Here is a 19,277-nt window from a genome sequence, read left to right on the forward strand (position 1 = left end):
ACGGTAGAAATCAAGAAACAACCGGAGGGCAAGGAATGAGGGCAGGCAGATTGAGGCATCGGGTGACTATCCAGAAATCCGAGCAGTCACGCGCCCCGTCAGGGCAGGTTATTGACAAGTGGGTGGATATCGCCACCGTCTGGGCGGAAGTGGGGGCGATTAGCGGGCGTGAGCGTTTGGCATCCGGTGCGGTGTTCTCTGAGGCCACTGTGCGTATCTGGATGCGTTACCGTGATGACGTGACCACCGCCAATATCATTCTCTATAACGGGGCTAACACCAGAGGAACTGCTTTTGACATTGTGGCGGTTATCCCTGATGCGAAATACACCCGCTTAGAGTTGCTTTGTAAAGGCGGTGTTTTTTAATGGCGGAAATCCCTTTAAATGAAATCAAACAGCATTGCCGGCTGGATGAAAGCGACACGCTTGATGATGCCTTGTTAATGGGCTATGCCGAAGCCGCGCTGGAAGTTTGCCAGCAACATATCGGCAAACGGTTTGATAACGGATTGGCTTTTACCCCTGCTATCAAGGTGGGCTGTCTGCTTTATATTAGCTTGCTGTATGAAAATCGGGAGATGGTGACAGAAGCAGAACTTAAAGAAGTCCATTTTACCATCAAGTCATTGTGGTCTGTCTATCGTGATGTGGGAGTGTATTAGATGCCGTGGCAACCGTTAAAGCGCTGTAGTTATCCGAGTTGCCGTGAGCGTGTGAAGTCAGGCCGCTGTGAACAACACCAACGGGAAGCCCGACGGCAGCAGGACAAACAACGGGGAACCCGAACCCAACGAGGTTACAGTAACCGATGGGGACGCTATCGGCTGCAATACCTGAAAACTAACCCGTTATGTGTCCACTGCCTACAGCAAGATATCTATGCCCCTGCAACGATTGTGGATCACATTATCCCGATACAGGGTGAAGCTGATGTGTTGTTCTGGCCTGAATCCAATCATCAATCGTTATGCCAGCCCTGCCATAACCGCAAGACCGTACAGACAGATCCTATCACCAAAGCGAAGCGCAAACAGGGTATCTATCAGGAACGGGAAACAGAAGCGGCAAAGCGTCGCGGTTGGTTAGTCGCAGAATAATCACAAATGAAATAGTGGGTGGGGGTATTAAAAATGACCAACGCGCTTCTCAGCGGAACCGACCCCCTCCTCCAATTTTTACGCCCGGCACTTTTTTTGAAAATAAACTCACAAGGAAGACAGAAAATTATGGCAAGAGCACCCAAACCCCCGACGTATCTTAATGACATTGCCGCCAGTCAGTGGAAATCCAAGGCAAAAATCTTAGGTGAACGGGAAGATCTGACCGCCGCCGGCTGGAACAACTTAGAACTGTACTGCGTCAACTATGCCATTTACCGAAAAGCGGTGGCAGACCTTGATATTCGGGGCTTTAGCATCGTAAACAGTCAGGGCAGCGAAAGCCGCAATCCATCACTGAGCGCCAAGGCCGATGCGGAAAAAATCATGATAAAAATGTCGTCCTTACTGGGTTTTGATCCGGTTTCACGGCGTAAAAATCCGATAGAAACTGAGGAAGAAGACGAGTTAGACCGCCTATGAATGCATGGGAGCAATACGCTTTTGATATCCAAAACGGTAAAATTTCGGCCTGTAAGCGACTGAAACAGGCCGTGAAACGCTATTATAACGACCTGAATAACCCACGTTATACGTTTGATACCGAGATAGTGGCGCGCTTTATTGCTTTTTCCTGTCTTTGTCCACACGTCAAAGGCCACTTACGCGGTAAGCCGATTGTATTGGAGCCGTGGCAGCAGTTCGCCTTTGCCAATCTGTTCGGCTTCAAGGTAAAAGCGACCGGACGCAGAAAGTACCGTAGCGCTTATATTCAGGTGCCGCGCAAAAATGCGAAATCCACCGTTGCCGCCATACTGGCTAACTGGTTCTTGGTGATGGAGCAGGGACAGCAAGATATTTACACCGCCGCCGTGAGCCGTGATCAGGCGCGTATCGTGTTTGATGATGCCCGCCAGATGAGTTTACTTTCCAAACCGCTCAAAAAGCGGCTATCTATCCAGCAACATAAAGTGACCTACCCGAAAACCAATAGCCTGTTAAAGCCACTGGCAGCCAAAGCCGCCACCATTGAAGGGACAAACCCCAGCCTTGCCATTGTCGATGAGTACCATTTGCACCCTGATAACGCGGTGTATTCTGCCCTTGAATTAGGCATGGGCGCACGTCCCGAAGGACTCCTGTTTGCCATTACCACGGCGGGCAGTAACGTGATATCAGCCTGTAAACAACACTATGATTATTGTTGCCAGATATTGGACGGTGAGGAACAGAACGAATCTCTGTTTGCCCTGATTTACGAACTGGACGACGAGAACGAAATTGATAATGAAACCCTTTGGATTAAGGCCAATCCCAATCTGAATGTCTCGGTAGACAGTGCCGCTTTGCATGACACGATACAGAAAGCCCGTGGCATTCCCTCACAATGGACGGAGATGTTAACCAAACGCTTTAATATCTGGTGTCAGGGCGAAACGCCGTGGATGGGTGAAGGTGCTTGGAAAGCTTGTCAAATGGAGTATAACGAGCGCGATCTTAAGGGGCTGGAGTGTTACGCCGGACTGGATTTATCGTCAACAGGTGATATCACCAGTATATGTTACACGTTCCCTGTGGACAATGAGCTGTTATTACTGACCCGCCACTATCTGCCCGAAGCTCAGTTACAGAATCCCGCTAATAAGAATCGGGCGGTGTATCGTCAATGGGCGCAAATGGGCTGGATACGTACCACAACAGGCGACTGCATTGATTATGACCGTATTCGTGATGATATTCTCAAAGACAGCCAGCATTTTGATATCAAGCTGGTGGGTTTTGATACATGGAACGCCACGCACCTAAGAACGCAATTACAGGGAGCAGGGCTGGACGTTGAACCCTTCCCGCAAACCTATATGCGCTTTAGCCCCGTTGCCAAATCTGCCGAGGTGTTCGTTAACCGTAAGGTCATTCGTCACAACGGTGATCCAGTGCTCGCGTGGGCAATGTCCAATGTGGTGATGGAAACCGACGCGAACGCCAATATCAAGCCGAACAAGAAGAAATCCGCGAACAAGATTGACCCCGCCATTGCGCTCCTGATGAGTTTTGGTACATGGCAGGTTGAGCATGAAGACTTTGCATTTACATTGAGTGAGGAACAACAGCAGCGCCTTAAGGCGTTTAATGGGATATAGCGCAAAAAGTTAAGCGGTTTTACTGATTCGCTTATTGAACCCGATAAAACAATTCGTTAAAGTAGCCGTGCCATTGGCAAAATCCAATGGTCAAGGATTATCACCCTTGTAAGAACGATCCACTGGTAGGAAATTTCTACCAGTGTGTCTGCTATCGCCCTTTCAATGGCGGTTCAGGCAGGGGAGGCTTACGCCTCGCCGGACGATCGTTCCCGGTTGTGATAACCCTGTCTGAATCGCCACCATCAATGATTAATTAATGGAAGGGGTAGCAGGAATGAATAACGTTAGAAATGACTGGCATCAAGCTGATATTATTGCTGCATTACGTAAGCGTGGTACAACCTTAGCGGCTGTTTCTCGCGAGGCAGGACTCAGTTCATCTACACTGGCAAATACTCTCAGTCGACCTTGGCCTAAAGGAGAGTGGATCATTGCGGATTACCTCGGAATACATCCTTCTGAAATTTGGCCTAGTCGCTATTTTGATCAGCGTGGTCAGCTTATTGAACGAATAGCTCGCAAAGCTTCTTCTGAATAGTTTAGTGTTAGCAAAATAAACCATGAGATAAAGTTAGATTTGTAGTTATTATTCCACTCTCATGGTTATGTTTTATTGTTGTTAACAAATTAGTTTTATATTTATATCTGTATGCGAAAGATATATTACCAAAGTGAATTTTTAGTAAATTATAAAGCATTATAATAAGTAAATTAGGCTATAAATTTATTTAGTGTTTTCGTGATAATTAATATTATCATGAAATTATCTATTCTATACGGAAATGTCAGCACCGGAGAAATATTTTTTCCGGTGCTATTGCTAGTGACTTTATGCTACAGAATTAATAAGATTTAAGGGGTAATTATTATTTTCTGGTTTTATTGTTTTTATCCAAGCTTCACTTAGAGCACTTGATATGGATGATTCTTTTATGTTTGCGAATTCATTAGCACTTTTTTTTGATAGAGGTTCATATATATCTTTTCCTACAGAGTATAAGCAGGCAGAAAATATTCTTTGGAGTATCAATACTGCTGTATGACCTCGGCAAATACGAGAGCATATTAATAGCTCTGTTTTTTCTATAATTGGAGTGAACTTCTCCACATAATTAACAAAAATTTTAGATAACTCATTGGGGTTTTGGGATTTCCATTCATCAATGTTAAAATTTAAGCTATTTTCAGATATAGAAAAATAACTCCATTGAATATTTCCTGGATAAGAAGATTTTTTTATCTCTCTGGCTGACAAAGCAATTATAGTCGCAAGTTTAATAGCTGATGGAAGAATTTTTTCGAAGAGATTAATTGCACTGCGTTTAAATTCCAAACCAGATAAATAACCAAATGCATCCAATATTATATTTTTATCAAGGAAATAATTTTCAAAAGAATGCCCTATTGTCCAATTTAAATTTCCATCATTTTCATGTTCATTCATTGCGTCTTCTATTTCTTTTCCTATGTTAAACTTTAAATACTCTCTGTCACAAAGAAAATGTAAATTTCTATGATGCTTTGATGATTTGCAAGTATTATGTATATGCTCAATCTTAGCTCTATTATTACTTGCGGTAGTTTTATTTTCTCCTTTTATATTTTCGGCAGTGTCAATTTCAACTTTTATATCTTCAAACTTTTCAAAAATAAGATTTTCTATATGTGCTTTATCATCTTTCCCTTCTACAAGAATTCTCTTTTTTGAACTCATTCTAGTTTTTACTATATATTGTTTAACATCGTACATCATAACCATTAGAAATCATCCTCTTCATTTAATGAGAAATCATAGCCATTTTTAGAAGAGTCAATAAAAACAGGAGAGACTTCTTTCATATAGTCATCAAAGCCAGCTGCTATAGCTGGAGAATGTGTGCATACAATAATTTGCCTATTTTCTAGTTGTTCCATCATTTTTTTTAATAATTCTTCTTGCCAATCTATATGCAATGAAATCTCCGGTTCGTCAATTAAAACAGAAGAATTACCACTCATTCTAGTTACAGCATAAAGCATAGTGAGTAGCTGTCTTTCTCCAGATGACATAACCATAATACTACTCCAAGTTCCATCGGGAAATTTTAGACCAACTTTAGGTATTCTTTTATTTTTATCGAAAGAATATGAAAGTTCTTTTTTATCTAAAAAAGAATTAACAACCTCAAGATATGTGTCAATTTCTTTAAATGATTCTTGCTGAAAAGATTGTCGTTCTTTTAGTGCATCACGGTATACGGCGAGTGCGCCTGATGCTGAATTTTTGAAATCACTATGCTTAGCATTTTTATTAACTAGCTGTTGAAGTTCTCGGTATGTATTTGAGTTTTCCTCTAAATCTCCCAGTTTGTTACTAGATGATTCTGCTGTAAGTTGAGATATTTCGTTTAATAATTGATCAGCATTAACATCTATATTTTTCCCTTCCAATAGAGCCGAAAATACTTTTACAAATGAATCTGAAAATACTGAAATTTCATATCTTGCTATTTTTATTTGTTGATCTCTAATTTCATCTCGGAGATTATGTTCAATATCAATTGGTGATGGATATTTAATATTAGGAAGAAACTGACCAAACAATTGTCTTGAGAAATCTGTTACTCGATTAGAATACATATTTCTTACGTCACGAGGAAGTCCTATAGGATTTTCACGTCGCGATGACCAAGCTTCAATTATAGTTCTAAATGCAGGGAAATAGGATGTTTTAATCTGACGGATATTATTTTTCTTAACAAATTCTAATAATTCTTTTATTAGGCCTGTGTCGTCATATTCTCTGCTATACTTTAAGCCTGTTTCATATTCTCTGTTATATCTATCACCCTCCAATTGTTTTATTGTTTTAGATGCTTCTCTCTTTCCAAAAGAAAATTCAGCATCTGAATCGGTTTTTATGGTAACGAATTTTTCATTGTTTTCTTCTGTTTGAGTTAGGCATACGCTTGTATCATTAGAATATATAACTTTAATGCTAATGAACTCTAAAAAAGCAAATCGAATAAAGTCACAGTTAGCTATGTTAGCTATAATATGAATGAGCGTTGATTTTCCAGTACCATTTTTTCCATACAAAATATTTAAAGATTCATTAAAATCAATTTCTAAATTGTAACGCTTGTGGATTCCTTTCAATTCAACTTTTTTTATATGGGTTTCTTTCATGATTTAACCTTATACTCTGAACTTATGATAGCGATAAATTATCTACATATTACTTTGAAAATTAAAGGATTGCTATGTTAGATATACTATGATAGAAAACAAAAAAACTTACCTTAAGCATAGAGTAGTTATGTGGAAATTATAGTTATGAGCAAGAAGAAATTTAAACTTAATATAGTTTCAGGTAAGTAATTAAAGTGATCTAACTATAGATATAGGCTGTTATGGGGATTTTTTTATACAAATAAAGTAATGAAACTATTTTGGAGTCATTATAGGGGTATGTGCGGTAAATGAACAAAATAATTTAACACAATGAGTTAATTAACTTTATCGAATCCTATAGGATTTAATGATTGATTTTTGCGCAAAGTAGAATCTCGCCGTGCCCCGTGGGGTAATCTGTTTCCCCACACTTCACGTCCCTTTAGCCTACATTTACTCTTTTTAAGATGCTATGACAGCAGTTACTTTGTTACTATGCTTCGTCGTGTTTTAGTGCTCGTGCAACGAATTGTGGGGTAATGCGTGGGGTAATAAAATGATTTATTCACCTTATGTCTAACTAAAACTTATTAAAAATCAACAGGAAATAAATTAATGCTAAGTTATCGTCACAGTTTCCATGCCGGCAACCACGCGGATGTGCTGAAGCACACTGTGCAAAGCCTGATCATTGAGTCAATGAAGGGAAAAGAGAAACCTTTCCTGTATTTGGATACCCATGCAGGCGCAGGCCGTTATCAGTTGAGCGGGGAACATGCCGAGCGTACAGGGGAGTATCTGGAAGGTATTGCCCGTATCTGGCAGCGTGATGATATTCCCGAGGAATTGACGGCGTATATGGGCGCGGTAAAGGCGCTGAATCCGCATGGTGTTCTGCGTTATTACCCAGGTTCCCCGCTGATTGCCCGCCATTTATTGCGGGAATATGACGAGCTTAACTTGAGTGAATTGCATTCCAGTGATTTTCCTTTGTTACGCAGTGAATTTTCCCGTGATGAACGTGTTCGCCTTCTGCGGGAAGATGGTTATCAGCAGTTGAAATCAAAACTACCGCCCAAAAGTCGCCGCGGGTTTGTGCTGATTGACCCATCTTATGAACTGAAATCCGACTACCAGAATGTCGTTAAGGGTATTTTGGAAGGATATAAGCGCTTTGCGACTGGTACTTATGCGCTGTGGTATCCGGTTGTATTGCGTCAGCAAATTAAACGTATGCTCAAGGATCTGGAAGCAACAGGCATTCGCAGGGTTTTACAGATCGAGCTTGGGGTACGTCCTGATAGTGATCAGCGTGGTATGACGGCGTCCGGTATGATCGTCATTAATCCGCCATGGAAGCTGGAGCAGCAGATGAAGGCGGTATTGCCTTGGCTGCATCAAGTACTGGTTCCTGAAGGAATAGGGCATACCTCTGTGGCATGGGTGGTGCCTGAATAGGTACCTGTCAAAAACTGCATTATCATCAAATAGTTGTGGCCTATAGCAATGAAAGCCAGAACCATCCAGAGTCGGTGATAACTTTTTGTCATAATAAACGCCAGATTGAACTTTAGCTTGTACTTGTAAGTTAATTGATTAGACGGAAGTGACCTAAGATGAGTAAACATTACGATTATATTGCAATTGGTGGTGGCAGTGGTGGTATTGCCTCCATGAACCGTGCTGCCATGTATGGGCAGAAGTGCGCCCTGATTGAAGCGAAAGCGCTAGGCGGAACATGTGTGAATGTGGGCTGTGTACCAAAGAAAGTGATGTGGCATGCCGCCCAGATTGCGGAATCTATTCATCAATATGGTCCTGATTATGGTTTTGATACCACGGTAAATCGTTTTGACTGGAAGACATTGATTACCAGTCGTACGGCTTACATTGATCGTATTCATCAGTCCTATGAGCGTGTACTGGGCAATAATAAGGTCGATGTCATTCAGGGATTTGCCCGTTTTGTTGATGCGCATACAGTCGAGGTCAATGGAGAAAAAATTACCGCTGACCATATCCTGATTGCTACGGGTGGGCGTCCGGTGCGTCCAGCGATTCCGGGAGCGGAATATGGTATTGATTCTGATGGTTTCTTTGAACTGGATGAAATGCCAAAGCGCGTGGCTGTGGTAGGTGCGGGTTACATCGCTGTGGAAATTGCTGGTGTTTTGAAGGCGCTGGGCAGTGAAACGCATCTGTTTGTGCGCAAACATGCGCCGCTGCGTTCTTTCGATCCGCTGATTGTCGAGACCTTGCTGGAAGTTATCAAAAATGAAGGGCCGACACTGCATACGGAAGCGATATTAAAAGCCGTGATTAAACATGCTGATGGCAGCCTGACGCTGCAATTGCAGGATGGCAGAGAGCAGACGGTTGATACGCTGATCTGGGCGATTGGTCGCGAGCCGATGACTGATAATCTGAATCTGGCCGCCACTGGTGTTGAGTTGAATGAGAAAGGTTATATCCCAGTCGATAAATATCAGAATACCAATATCAAAGGCGTGTATGCGGTAGGCGATAACACGGGTGCAGTGGAATTGACGCCGGTGGCAATTGCGGCAGGTCGTCGTCTATCGGAGCGTCTGTTCAATAACAAGCCGGAAGAGCATCTGGATTACACCAATGTGCCAACGGTGGTATTCAGCCACCCGCCAATCGGTACGGTAGGTTTGACGGAACCGCAGGCCAAGGAACAGTATGGTGATGATCAGGTTAAGGTTTATACTTCGTCATTTACTGCGATGTATACTGCCGTGACGCAACACCGTCAGCCATGCCGGATGAAATTGGTTTGTGCGGGGGCGGATGAGAAGATTGTCGGCATTCACGGTATCGGCTTTGGTATGGATGAAATCCTGCAAGGCTTTGCAGTTGCACTGAAAATGGGGGCGACGAAGAAGGATTTTGATAATACTGTGGCGATCCATCCGACGGCAGCAGAAGAATTTGTGACGATGAGATAATTTTATTTCTTTTTTATGTCATCGTTGAAATTCACTATTTTAAGGTTATGAGTTGTCAGACTCATAACCTATTAAATTTACGGTTATATATTCAATAAGTAGAGCTTCCAAACAGACGGTTCACGTTCGCTAAAAGTGCTGATAATGCTCCTCGCAGGAGGATATTTTTCGTAGATTAAATATCAAGCACTTGCATTCGATTAAGGCGTTGCTGATAGCCAAATAATGCAATTAAAGTCCATATATGGCCTAAAAGTGGGTTTAAATAATAAAAAAAGCTCAAAAATAGAACTTATATGATTAATTGGTCCAAATATAAGCCATTTTTGTTTTTTTTAATTAAATTTGATCAATTTTGAGCTTTTAAGTGCTATTCACTCACACTAAATATAAAACATGCCGCCAGATTTATTGAATTTCTCTGGATTGCATTACGTAGGTTCTCATAGTAAGTGTAATATTATTACGTTGGAAGTAGACAGGGTTCGAAAACAGATTATTAATAAGTAAAATTTTCTCGGCATCTGATGTCACCAAAGTGATAATCAGAAAACTTCATGTTTGTTCAGTCTTTTATTGATTATGAGATGGGTTGTTCGCTTTTTCTGGTGATTGGGCACTGAGGTAACAACCGGTTCCACTGCTGTACAGTCATACAATGTATTTCAAAAGATTTTCCCCATCCCCTTTCAGGGCCTTTTACCCAGTTAGTCTGCCACAGCTTATTTTGTAATCCATCAAGTTCAGCAGGCTGTAATGATGATAAACCAATAAGAGTGATATATCGCATGGGCTTCTCTGCTATACCTTGATCCAGACTGAGATATATCAAACTATCACGTAGCTTAGGAAATAACTCTTCATTTATAAGTTTGTCGCTTTGTAGCTTGCGTCGAAATCTATCCTGTTCTTTGACTCTAAGATGTGCGGGAATTGCTCCATGTTCAGGGTCTTTTATTTCTATCAGCCACAGTTGGTTTGACCATTCAACGACAAAATCGACAGATTTTAGACAATGGCTTAAGCCATGACCATCTGGGCCTTTTGCATCTAATTTCCTTACTGACTGAGCTTTAGAAAAATCAAAATAAAGATCACCTTCAACCCATTCAGGATGCGCTTGTATTGTCATCGCACATCTCCCAATGAATGCTGGATTGCAAGGTCATATAAGCGTAAATATTCATCTGCAATTTTATTCGGAGAGGCATCTTTGTAGTGTTCAAACATGTGGCTTACAACGCCATCGTGTTTTGTCTTTTCTAGTGCAAAGTAACGTATTAACTCGCTGTTATGTTTAGCGAATTCCAGCTCTTTTAAAAAAGCGTAGTTATGAGTGGCAACAAATACTTGTACACCGCGCTCAGCTAACATCACTAATATATTAGCGACATTTTGCATCAGTGAGGGATTAAGATTGGCTTCTGGTTCATCCCAAAACAGAGTGTTATTACTGAACAATGACCCATTGTGAATGAGTTGCCAAATTAAAGCTAATTTGCGGTGTCCTTCAGCGACGAGTGAAATTTCCAGTTTGGAATTTCCTGAAGTCAGTTGAAATTCTTCACCCTTGAGGCTGACACGTCCACCCACTGTTTTGCGGATCAATTCTAACAGGGGTTGTTCGTCTCTAAGCGGCATGCCCTTACGAGTGGGTAAATAGGCTTGTTTTATGATGTCGTAATAAATTTCTTCGAATGCCAGTTCGTACTTGTCGTATAACGAGATAAATCCTGGAGCAAATGACAGTACTTCTTTTGCTGGTATAAAAACCGGTTCATTCGGTAAATCAAGTTTACCTTCAACGATGAAGCGGTTATGGCGAGTATTATCAAACTCAAGAATGAGTGTTTGGCCACTCGAATCTTCAAGATTGATTGATGCACTTGTTGAACCTTTTTTGCGAGTAACTAGTCTGGAAACATTACCACCACTTGGCCGAAATACATTAGCTAATTTCTTTTTTAATGAATCGGAATCACGACCTTGCTGCTGCAAACAGTAGAGTATCTTCATTAAGTGTGTTTTACCGGTGCCGTTCTCACCGATGAAAACATTTATCCCAGAAGAAAACTCGAACTCAGCCTGCTTGAAAGCACCAAAATTTGCTAATTTTAAGGTGTTAAACATGGCGTACTCCTATTCACTTGTTTTTTTTAAAGAATAATGCCTTTGGTATTGATGAGCAAGTTGTCATATTTAATCTTTAAGTGGGTAATTTGGCTGTTATGTTTGAATATTATAGTGAAACCCACCTGTACAATGCCCAGAGATACGTTCCTCTGGGAGTGTAACTGCGGATGAGGATTGCTAATTCAAGTGCTGAAAAGCGTGCTGAATTATAAGGCCAAGATCAGGCTTACTGTAAAACTTACAACCCCGGCGCTTTCCACAGCGATGTCGTCAGCCCGTCATCTACCAGATGAAGTTGGTCTGCGTACACCGCTTGCCAATTTTTTTTCGCTTTTTGGTAAATCTCCCAATGTGTCAAATCCGGCTGATATTCCCGCTCCCAGCGTACCAGTTTTTCCCCGGTTTCAGGCAGTGAGTCGTACAATGAAACCCCCACGCCCGCCGCAATTGCACAGCCCAACGCGGTTGCTTCCTTAACCACAGGAACTCGTACCGGCAAGCCTGTCACGTCAGCGAGGATCTGGCACCAAAGTTTGCCCTTGGAACCGCCGCCGGCAAAGACCAGCGAGTCTGGCTTCACTCCAGAAAAATCAGCAATCAAATCAAGATTACAGGCCGAGACGATGGCTGCATTTTCCTCCAGTGCTCTAAATAGCGTCGCTTTGTTGCATTTTTCCGGATCAATCGACAGGTTGAGGAAGGAAGGAGCCGCGTGATACCACGATTTAAAGCGCATGACGTCTGAGAAAATCGGCATGATGCCATAAGCTCCGGCGGGAACGCGTGCCGCCATGTCTTCCAGCAGGTTGTAAGCATCAACACCCAGCCGCTCCGCCATCAGTTTTTCTTCCGCACAGAAGGCATCGCGGAACCAGCGCATGGTCAGGCCGGTGAAAAAGCTGATGGATTCCGCCTGTGCCATGCCGGGAATGACATGCGGGTTGATGCGGATGTTCATGTTGGGATCGGTGATCGGGGCTGGCAGGTTGACGACCTGCTGCCAGAAAGTGCCCCCGAGTACGGCGGTCTGAGCGGGTTTGACGACACCAATGCCGAGACAGCCGAGTTGGACATCGCCGCCGCCCATAATGACGGGTGTGCCGCTGTTCAGGCCGCATTCTGCCGCTGCTTTTCCGGTGATGTAACCGAGCAGGGTGCCGGTTTCTTTGACGGGGGAAAGGATATCGGAACGCAGTCCGGCCATTTCCAGCAGGTTAGGGCGCCAATTGCGGCTGACTAAATCCAGCATTCCCGTTGTGCCTGCGTTGGAGGGATCAACCGCCAGCTCGCCACTGAGCATATAAGCCAGCCAGTCGCTGATCATAGTGAGTGTACTGGCCTGCCGATAGATATCCGCGCGATGATGCGCAAGCCACAGCAGACGGGGCATTGCGCCCAGCGCCAGAGTCTGACCGGAGTAACGGTAAACATCATACTCAAAGGTATTGTCGTAAAGCTCCTTCAGCTCGCTGACTTCATGACCAGAGCGGGCATCGACGTTGGCACAGGCCCAGATGGGATCGCCACTGCGATTATACAGAACAATGCCTTCCCGCATTGAGCAGGCGGCAACGCCCTGAATCGCACTGGCAGGCAGTTCCGCCTTTTTCAGTGCCTGGCGGATACACTGACACGCCAGTTGCCAGTTGGTTTTCAGGTCGAATTCCATTGAACCTACGACATTCGGTACAGGCTGGTGGATCCACTCAGCCTGTCCAACGGCGACCTGATTTCCTTCGAGATCAAATATTACTGCACGGATACTGCCAGTTCCTGCATCAAGCGCCATCAGATACTTCCCTGATGGGTGAGCGTGAGCGCGTTGATTCATGATGCTATCCTCGTCTGTCGTTATCTTTTTGTTCGATAGGGCACAGGGGATGGATAAGCAGTGTTAGTCGATTACGTCAGCATGGCTCTTGCGGTCTGTTCTTCGGTTACCAGTGAGCTAATATAGCCCCCTTTCAGTGCGGCAACGATGGCGTCGGCTTTTTCAATACCCCCCGCCACCCCGATCACATTCGGGATCGTTTTCAGCTCTGGCAGGGAGATACCGATCAGTTCCTGATGGATATCGATATTGCTGACCAATTCACCTTCTGCATTGAAGAAATAACCGAGGATATCCCCAATCGCTCCTTTGCGACCAAACATCAATTGTTCTCCGTCGCTGATATAGCCGGAACGCATGATGGTCGCTTGCTGTCGCTGGTTGATCGCTCCGATTCCTACCACGGCGATATCTGCGGCACAGGCAGCCAAGATTACATCCCGCACACTGCGTTCTTCGCGGAACGTCGCGGCGACTTGGTGAGTTGACGCCCGCAGTGGTGCAGGAATGATGCTGACAGGGCAGTCTGCATCGAGCTGACCAATCCCCGTCATATAAGGGCCGACGCCGCCAGACAACGTCACCAGCCGGATTTGTTGGGACGAAATAAACCCGCTCAGGTGCTGTAAAGTACACATCGGGGTTTCGCCAAATCCGATAGCCAGTAGCTGATTAGGCTCAATCAGTGCCATCAGCAGGTGGGCAGTACCGACGCCAAGACGGGTGTTGAGGTTTATTCCGTCAAGAGCCGGCAGTACACGAACCTGCTTGAGATTAAAGCGTTTTTGCAGTGTATCTTCCAATTCCAGACACCCTTCATAGCGTGAATTGATCTGCACGCGGATCACGCCAGACTGCCGTCCTTTCTCCAGCAGGCGGGAGACTTTGAGGCGGCTGAGGCCGAGCAATTCACCGATGTCTCCTTGAGTCAGACCATCGTGATAGTAAAACCAGGCTATGCGAGCCAGTAGTTCTTCTTCACTCATGCTGTTTCCTGAATAGCCATGACCTGAATGGTTATTATCTGAATAAGAAAGTTCCTCGGATAACACGCTTCTCTCTGATACTGATTGCTTCTTGGTTGGTTTGATCGACATAACAACTTGTTTATCCACTGGCAAAGAATTAAGCATGAAAGCCTCTGATGTGCTAGAGGGCGATCGCAAAAATTTGAACATATTTTAATGGAGATCTAACTTTTTCACAAAATGTGATAGAAATATTGCAAAAACTTCAGATTATGAATTAGAGTTGTGAACAAAAGTATTTTAAATTAATAAATGTTCAATTGCCGTGTCCGCAAAACGAAGTTTGTAACGCCATGAGGTGCCGTAATGTCACAGAACAATACCACCAATATGCCTTCCCAAAATGATTCTGGCAGTGTCCCTCTTTTGGCGGTTCGTGGAGTCAGTAAGCAATTTTCCGGTCTGGCGGTATTGAAACATATTGATTTCACACTGACTCCGGGGCAGGTTCATGCCTTGCTCGGCGGCAATGGCGCAGGTAAATCTACGCTGATGAAAATCATTGCCGGTATTGAGCAGCCGGATGCGGGAACGCTGATGCTGGATGGCCGTTCTGTCAGTCATCTGACACCTGCCAAGGCGCATCAATTGGGCATCTATTTGGTGCCACAAGAACCTTTGTTATTTCCCAGTCTTTCTGTTCAGGAAAATATTTTATTCCGACTGCCTAAACATCAAGCCAGCAAAAGCCGGATGCAGCAATTACTGACTCAGTTGAATTGTTCGATGGATCTGAATGCCTCGGCTGGCAGCCTGAATGTGGCGGATCAGCAGTTAGTGGAAATTATGCGCGGGCTGATGCATCATTCCCGTATTTTGATCCTTGATGAACCCACAGCTTCGCTGACGCCGGCAGAAACGGAGCGATTATTTGAGCGGGTTCGTGAGTTGCAGCAGCAACAGGTGGGGATCATTTTTATTTCCCACAAATTACCGGAAATCCGTCAGATTGCTGATTATGTCAGTGTGATGCGCGATGGTGGTATTGCGCTTAGTGGGGCAACTGTCGCGTTTTCGACAGAAACGATCATTCAGGCCATTACGCCGGAGGCGAAAACAGCCGCGTTAGCCGGGTCGCAGAAACTGTGGCTGGAAGGTAGCGACAGGGCTTCTGCCATCAATCGGGAGGAGTCTGTCCTTGAGGTTTTTTCGCTGTGTGGCGAAGGATTTCGTGACATTTCTCTGAATCTGAATGCAGGGGAGATCGTTGGCCTGGCAGGAGTGGTAGGCGCCGGACGAACGGAGCTGGCGGAAACATTATATGGATTACGCCCGATTGTGCAGGGAGAGATCCGTTTTCGGCAGCAGGTGATCAATCAACGGGATACGGCCGCCCGATTGCGATCCGGGTTGGTTTACCTGCCGGAGGATCGGCAGGCGTCCGGTTTATTTCTTGATGCACCGCTCAGTTGGAATGTCTGTGCACTGACGCACAGCCGCCGTACTTTCTGGACACGCCCCGCCTATGATGCGGCCGTGCTTGAACGTTACCGCCGGGCGCTCAATATTCGCTTCAGTCATATCAATCAGCCTGTACGTACCTTGTCGGGCGGGAATCAACAAAAGATGTTGATCGCCAAATGTCTGGAAGCTAAGCCTGCCGTTCTGATTATTGATGAGCCGACACGCGGTGTTGATGTGACTGCACGCAAGGATATCTACCAGCTTATTCGCAGTATCGCCAGCCAGCAGGTGGCTATTCTCCTGATCTCTTCTGATCTCGATGAGATCGTGCAATTGGCCGATCGAACGCTGGTGATGCATCAAGGGGAGATCTGCGGGCATCTGGATAAAGCCAGTATGAGTGTGGATGCGATTATGCATCTTGCTTTTGGTGAGGAGGCATCATGTTGAAGTTTATCCAGAACAACCGCGAAGTTACGGCATTGATCGCCATTCTGGGATTATTTCTGCTGTTGGGTAGTCTTGATCGGCAGGCTTTCAGCGTGCAGACGATGGGCATGATCTTTGGTAATGCGCAGATTTTGATGTTATTGGCGCTGGGGGCAACGTTGGTGATGCTCACGCGCAATATTGATGTGTCAGTCGGTTCAACAACGGGCTTATGTGCGGTGGTGTTGGGCATGTCGCTTAATGGCGGATTGCCGCTGCCGATAGCGTGTTTGATGACGCTGCTGGTCGGCATGGTGGCGGGATTGGTCAATGGGGTGCTGGTGGTATGGCTGAAAATTCCGGCTATTGTTGCCACCTTGGGAACCCTTGGCTTATATCGAGGCCTGATGCTATTGCTGACGGGCGGTAAATGGATCGAAGGTTTGCCGGCTGATGTGAAAGCGCTTGCCAGACCGGACTTATTTGGTATCTCACCGATTGGCTGGTTGTTGATATTGCTGGTTTTGGCGATGACGTGGCTGTTGAAGAAAAGCGATTTTGGCCGTGGCTTCTATGCCACTGGCGATAACCAGCAGGGGGCTCGTCAGCTTGGCGTTCCTGTCAATATGATCTGTATCACGGCTTTTGCTGCGAATGGCGTGGTGGCTGCACTGGCAGGTATTGTTTTTGTGGCTCAGATTGGTTTTATTCCGAATCAAACGGGCAACGGGCTGGAAATGAAAGCGATTGCCGCTTGTGTATTGGGAGGCATCAGTCTGCTGGGCGGAATGGGAACCGTGGTTGGGGCGATTTTCGGGGCCTATTTCCTGACTCAAATCGACAGTGTATTGGTGCTGCTAAGGTTGCCGGCATGGTGGAATGATTTTATTGCCGGTCTGGTTTTATTGGCTGTGCTGGTCTTTGACGGACGTCTGCGCAGTGCCGTTGAAAAGAATTTACGTCAGCAACGTTATGCCCGTTTTCTGGAGCCGATAAAAAGCCCGGCAAAGAAACAGGAGAGGCCATGATGAATACGTTGCAACGTTATGGCTGGGAAATGGCTCTTGCTGTTCTGCTGGTAATGGAAATTCTGCTGTTTGGCATCGCAAACCCACGGATGCTGGATATTAACGTGTTGTTGTTCAGTACCAGTGATTTTATCTGCATTGGCATTGTTGCCCTGCCGTTGACGATGGTGATCGTCAGTGGCGGGATTGATATCTCTTTTGGCGCGGTGATCGGCCTGTGTGCGATTGCTTTGGGGATCATGCATCAGGCGGGGTTACCGATGATTGCTGCGATCCCTTTGACGCTGATCGTTGGTGTACTGTGTGGCCTGATCAATGCCACGCTGATTTTCTATACCGGCGTGAATCCACTGGTGATCACGCTTGGAACGATGTACCTGTTTGGTGGCAGTGCGTTATTGCTGTCCGGGCTATCGGGTGCGACAGGTTATGAAGGCATTGGTGGCTTTCCTGCGGCCTTTACCGATTTTGCCAATCTGACGCTGCTCGGCCTGCCTGTTCCTTTGGTTATCTTCATATTTTGCGTTCTGATGTTCTGGCTGTTCATGCACCGTACCCACCGTGGCCGCAATGTGTTTCTGATTGGTCAGAATAGTCGCGTCGCCCGTTATGGGGCGCTCCCCGTGAACAGAACTCTGTGCCTGCTGTATGCCTTGACGGGTCTGGCTTCAGCGCTGGCGGCGATCATTTTGGTGTCTTATTTCGGTTCAGCCCGTTCTGATTTGGGAAGTTCATTCCTGATGCCTGCTATCACTGCCGTGGTTCTGGGCGGTGCTAATATTTATGGCGGTTCTGGTTCCATTGTGGGTACTGCGCTGGCTGTCCTGCTGGTGGGCTATTTGCAGCAAGGATTGCAGATGGCGGGCATTCCGAACCAGATATCCAGCGCGCTGTCCGGTGCTCTGCTGATTGCGGCGGTGGTCGGGCGCTCTGTTTCTCTGCATCGCCATCAAATCCGTGACTGGTGGCAACGCCGGCGAGCTTCGGTTTTGCCACAAAATATCCCTGAACGATAAAAGAGATGGAGATAAGCATGAAAGCACCAACACTGAAAAAATGGGTTCTGGCCAGTGCATTAAGTCTGTTATGTGTCTCCTGGGTACAGGCGGCTGAGAAAATTGCGTTTATTCCGAAGCTGGTCGGTGTCGGCTTCTTCACCAGTGGCGGGCAAGGTGCGGTAGAGGCGGGTAAGGCTCTGGGCGTTGACGTCACTTACGATGGCCCGACCGAACCGAGTGTCGCGGGGCAGGTTCAGCTTATCAATAATTTCGTCAATCAAGGCTATAACGCGATTGTGGTATCGGCGGTATCACCGGATGGTTTGTGTCCGGCTTTGAAACGCGCTATGCAACGCGGTGTCAAAGTATTGACATGGGATTCAGATACGGCACCTGAATGTCGCTCTATCTATATTGATCAAGGCACACCAAAACAGTTGGGCGGAATGCTGGTGGAGATGGCCGCTAGTCAGGTGAAAAAAGACCAAGCAAAAGTGGCGTTTTTTTATTCCAGCCCGACGGTGACGGATCAAAACCAATGGGTGAAAGAAGCGAAAGCCAAGATTGCGGCGGAGCATCCCAACTGGGAAATTGTGACCACCCAATTTGGCTATAACGATGCCACCAAATCTTTGCAAACGGCGGAAGGCATTTTAAAAGCATGGGGGGATTTGGATGTGATTATCGCTCCGGATGCCAATGCTTTGCCTGCTGCGGCGCAGGCTGCGGAGAACCTGAAACGCCAGAATGTCGCGATCGTCGGGTTCAGTACCCCGAATGTGATGCGCCCTTACGTTGCAAGCGGTACGGTCAAACAGTTCGGTCTGTGGGATGTCGTCAAGCAGGGCAAGATAGCCATTCACGTTGCCGATGAAATGCTGAAAAAAGGCGATCTGAATGTAGGGGATCAGTTAGATATTCCAAATATCGGCAAACTGGAGATTTCACCCAACAGCGTACAGGGATACCGCTATGAAGCGAAAGGCAACGGCATTGTTGTGATGCCGGAGCGTGTGATTTTTACCAGCGAAAACATCAACCAATACGATTTCTAATTTATG

18 protein-coding genes are annotated in these 19,277 nt (G+C 45.5%); 12 read left to right on the top strand and 6 right to left on the bottom strand.

From position 1 onward, the window contains the following. The first annotated feature begins 35 nt into the window (after nt 1-35). The 6 genes from PSI22_RS05510 to PSI22_RS05535 all read left to right on the top strand — a co-directional run bounded on the left by PSI22_RS05510 (nt 36) and on the right by PSI22_RS05535 (nt 3,781). Nucleotides 36-368 carry a phage head closure protein gene (locus PSI22_RS05510; protein ID WP_273578901.1) on the top strand — a complete coding sequence of 111 codons (333 nt, stop codon included), beginning with the start codon at nt 36-38 and terminating at the stop codon, nt 366-368. Further along, complete coding sequence (locus tag PSI22_RS05515; RefSeq protein ID WP_273578902.1) at nt 368-664, top strand: head-tail connector protein; 297 nt, start codon at nt 368-370, stop codon at nt 662-664. Before PSI22_RS05510 ends, PSI22_RS05515 begins: the two co-directional genes overlap by 1 nt. Further along, nucleotides 665-1,099, top strand: coding sequence for an HNH endonuclease (locus PSI22_RS05520; protein WP_273578903.1), 435 nt, complete (start codon nt 665-667; stop codon nt 1,097-1,099). 129 nt (nt 1,100-1,228) lie between these two features. Further along, nucleotides 1,229-1,582: a phage terminase small subunit P27 family gene (locus tag PSI22_RS05525; RefSeq protein ID WP_273578904.1), complete on the top strand. Its 354-nt coding sequence runs from the start codon at nt 1,229-1,231 to the stop codon at nt 1,580-1,582. Continuing rightward, nucleotides 1,579-3,240: a terminase large subunit gene (locus tag PSI22_RS05530; RefSeq protein WP_273578905.1), complete on the top strand. Its 1,662-nt coding sequence runs from the start codon at nt 1,579-1,581 to the stop codon at nt 3,238-3,240. The genes PSI22_RS05525 and PSI22_RS05530 overlap by 4 nt, the downstream gene beginning before the upstream one ends. Nucleotides 3,241-3,517: 277 nt before the next feature. Then, nucleotides 3,518-3,781, top strand: a complete 264-nt coding sequence (locus PSI22_RS05535) for a helix-turn-helix domain-containing protein (RefSeq protein WP_273578906.1) — start codon at nt 3,518-3,520, stop codon at nt 3,779-3,781. A 291-nt stretch (nt 3,782-4,072) separates the two neighbouring features. On the opposite strand, the gene PSI22_RS05540 is transcribed toward PSI22_RS05535, so the two are convergent. Then, nucleotides 4,073-5,002 (bottom strand): hypothetical protein, encoded by a 930-nt coding sequence (locus PSI22_RS05540; protein WP_273578907.1) that lies wholly within the window; start codon nt 5,000-5,002, stop codon nt 4,073-4,075. Next, nucleotides 5,002-6,411, bottom strand: a complete 1,410-nt coding sequence (locus PSI22_RS05545) for an AAA family ATPase (protein WP_273578908.1) — start codon at nt 6,409-6,411, stop codon at nt 5,002-5,004. The genes PSI22_RS05540 and PSI22_RS05545 overlap by 1 nt, the downstream gene beginning before the upstream one ends. 600 nt (nt 6,412-7,011) lie before the next feature. Between PSI22_RS05545 and PSI22_RS05550 the strand changes: the two genes are divergently transcribed. Together PSI22_RS05550 and gorA are read left to right on the top strand one after the other, a co-directional pair. Then, nucleotides 7,012-7,854: a 23S rRNA (adenine(2030)-N(6))-methyltransferase RlmJ gene (locus PSI22_RS05550; protein WP_273578909.1), complete on the top strand. Its 843-nt coding sequence runs from the start codon at nt 7,012-7,014 to the stop codon at nt 7,852-7,854. Between the two features lie 158 nt (nt 7,855-8,012). After that, complete coding sequence (gene gorA, locus PSI22_RS05555) at nt 8,013-9,365, top strand: glutathione-disulfide reductase (protein WP_273578910.1); 1,353 nt, start codon at nt 8,013-8,015, stop codon at nt 9,363-9,365. Nucleotides 9,366-9,945: 580 nt separating this feature from the next. On the opposite strand, the gene PSI22_RS05560 is transcribed toward gorA, so the two are convergent. The 4 genes from PSI22_RS05560 to lsrR all read right to left on the bottom strand — a co-directional run bounded on the left by PSI22_RS05560 (nt 9,946) and on the right by lsrR (nt 14,426). After that, nucleotides 9,946-10,497 (bottom strand): hypothetical protein, encoded by a 552-nt coding sequence (locus tag PSI22_RS05560; RefSeq protein WP_273578911.1) that lies wholly within the window; start codon nt 10,495-10,497, stop codon nt 9,946-9,948. Continuing rightward, nucleotides 10,494-11,495, bottom strand: a complete 1,002-nt coding sequence (locus tag PSI22_RS05565) for an AAA family ATPase (protein WP_273578912.1) — start codon at nt 11,493-11,495, stop codon at nt 10,494-10,496. The genes PSI22_RS05560 and PSI22_RS05565 overlap by 4 nt, the downstream gene beginning before the upstream one ends. Nucleotides 11,496-11,736: 241 nt before the next feature. Beyond that, on the bottom strand, nt 11,737-13,329 hold the full coding sequence (gene lsrK, locus PSI22_RS05570) for an autoinducer-2 kinase (protein WP_273578913.1): 1,593 nt from the start codon (nt 13,327-13,329) through the stop codon (nt 11,737-11,739). 71 nt (nt 13,330-13,400) lie between these two features. Further along, entirely contained in the window at nt 13,401-14,426 is a 1,026-nt protein-coding gene (gene lsrR / locus PSI22_RS05575; RefSeq protein WP_273578961.1) for a transcriptional regulator LsrR, read from the bottom strand. A 237-nt stretch (nt 14,427-14,663) separates the two neighbouring features. Between lsrR and lsrA the strand changes: the two genes are divergently transcribed. The 4 genes from lsrA to lsrB are packed head-to-tail and all read left to right on the top strand — an operon-like array spanning nt 14,664 to nt 19,271. Beyond that, nucleotides 14,664-16,211, top strand: a complete 1,548-nt coding sequence (lsrA, locus tag PSI22_RS05580) for an autoinducer 2 ABC transporter ATP-binding protein LsrA (RefSeq protein WP_273578914.1) — start codon at nt 14,664-14,666, stop codon at nt 16,209-16,211. Continuing rightward, nucleotides 16,205-17,218: an autoinducer 2 ABC transporter permease LsrC gene (lsrC, locus tag PSI22_RS05585; protein ID WP_273578915.1), complete on the top strand. Its 1,014-nt coding sequence runs from the start codon at nt 16,205-16,207 to the stop codon at nt 17,216-17,218. Before lsrA ends, lsrC begins: the two co-directional genes overlap by 7 nt. Then, complete coding sequence (gene lsrD / locus PSI22_RS05590) at nt 17,218-18,234, top strand: autoinducer 2 ABC transporter permease LsrD (RefSeq protein WP_273578962.1); 1,017 nt, start codon at nt 17,218-17,220, stop codon at nt 18,232-18,234. Before lsrC ends, lsrD begins: the two co-directional genes overlap by 1 nt. 17 nt (nt 18,235-18,251) lie before the next feature. After that, a complete protein-coding gene (gene lsrB, locus PSI22_RS05595; RefSeq protein ID WP_273578916.1) occupies nt 18,252-19,271 on the top strand; it encodes an autoinducer 2 ABC transporter substrate-binding protein LsrB in 1,020 nt (339 codons plus the stop codon). The last annotated feature ends 6 nt before the right edge of the window (nt 19,272-19,277 follow it).

The organism is Xenorhabdus aichiensis (assembly GCF_028598775.1).
Lineage (GTDB): Bacteria > Pseudomonadota > Gammaproteobacteria > Enterobacterales > Enterobacteriaceae > Xenorhabdus > Xenorhabdus bovienii.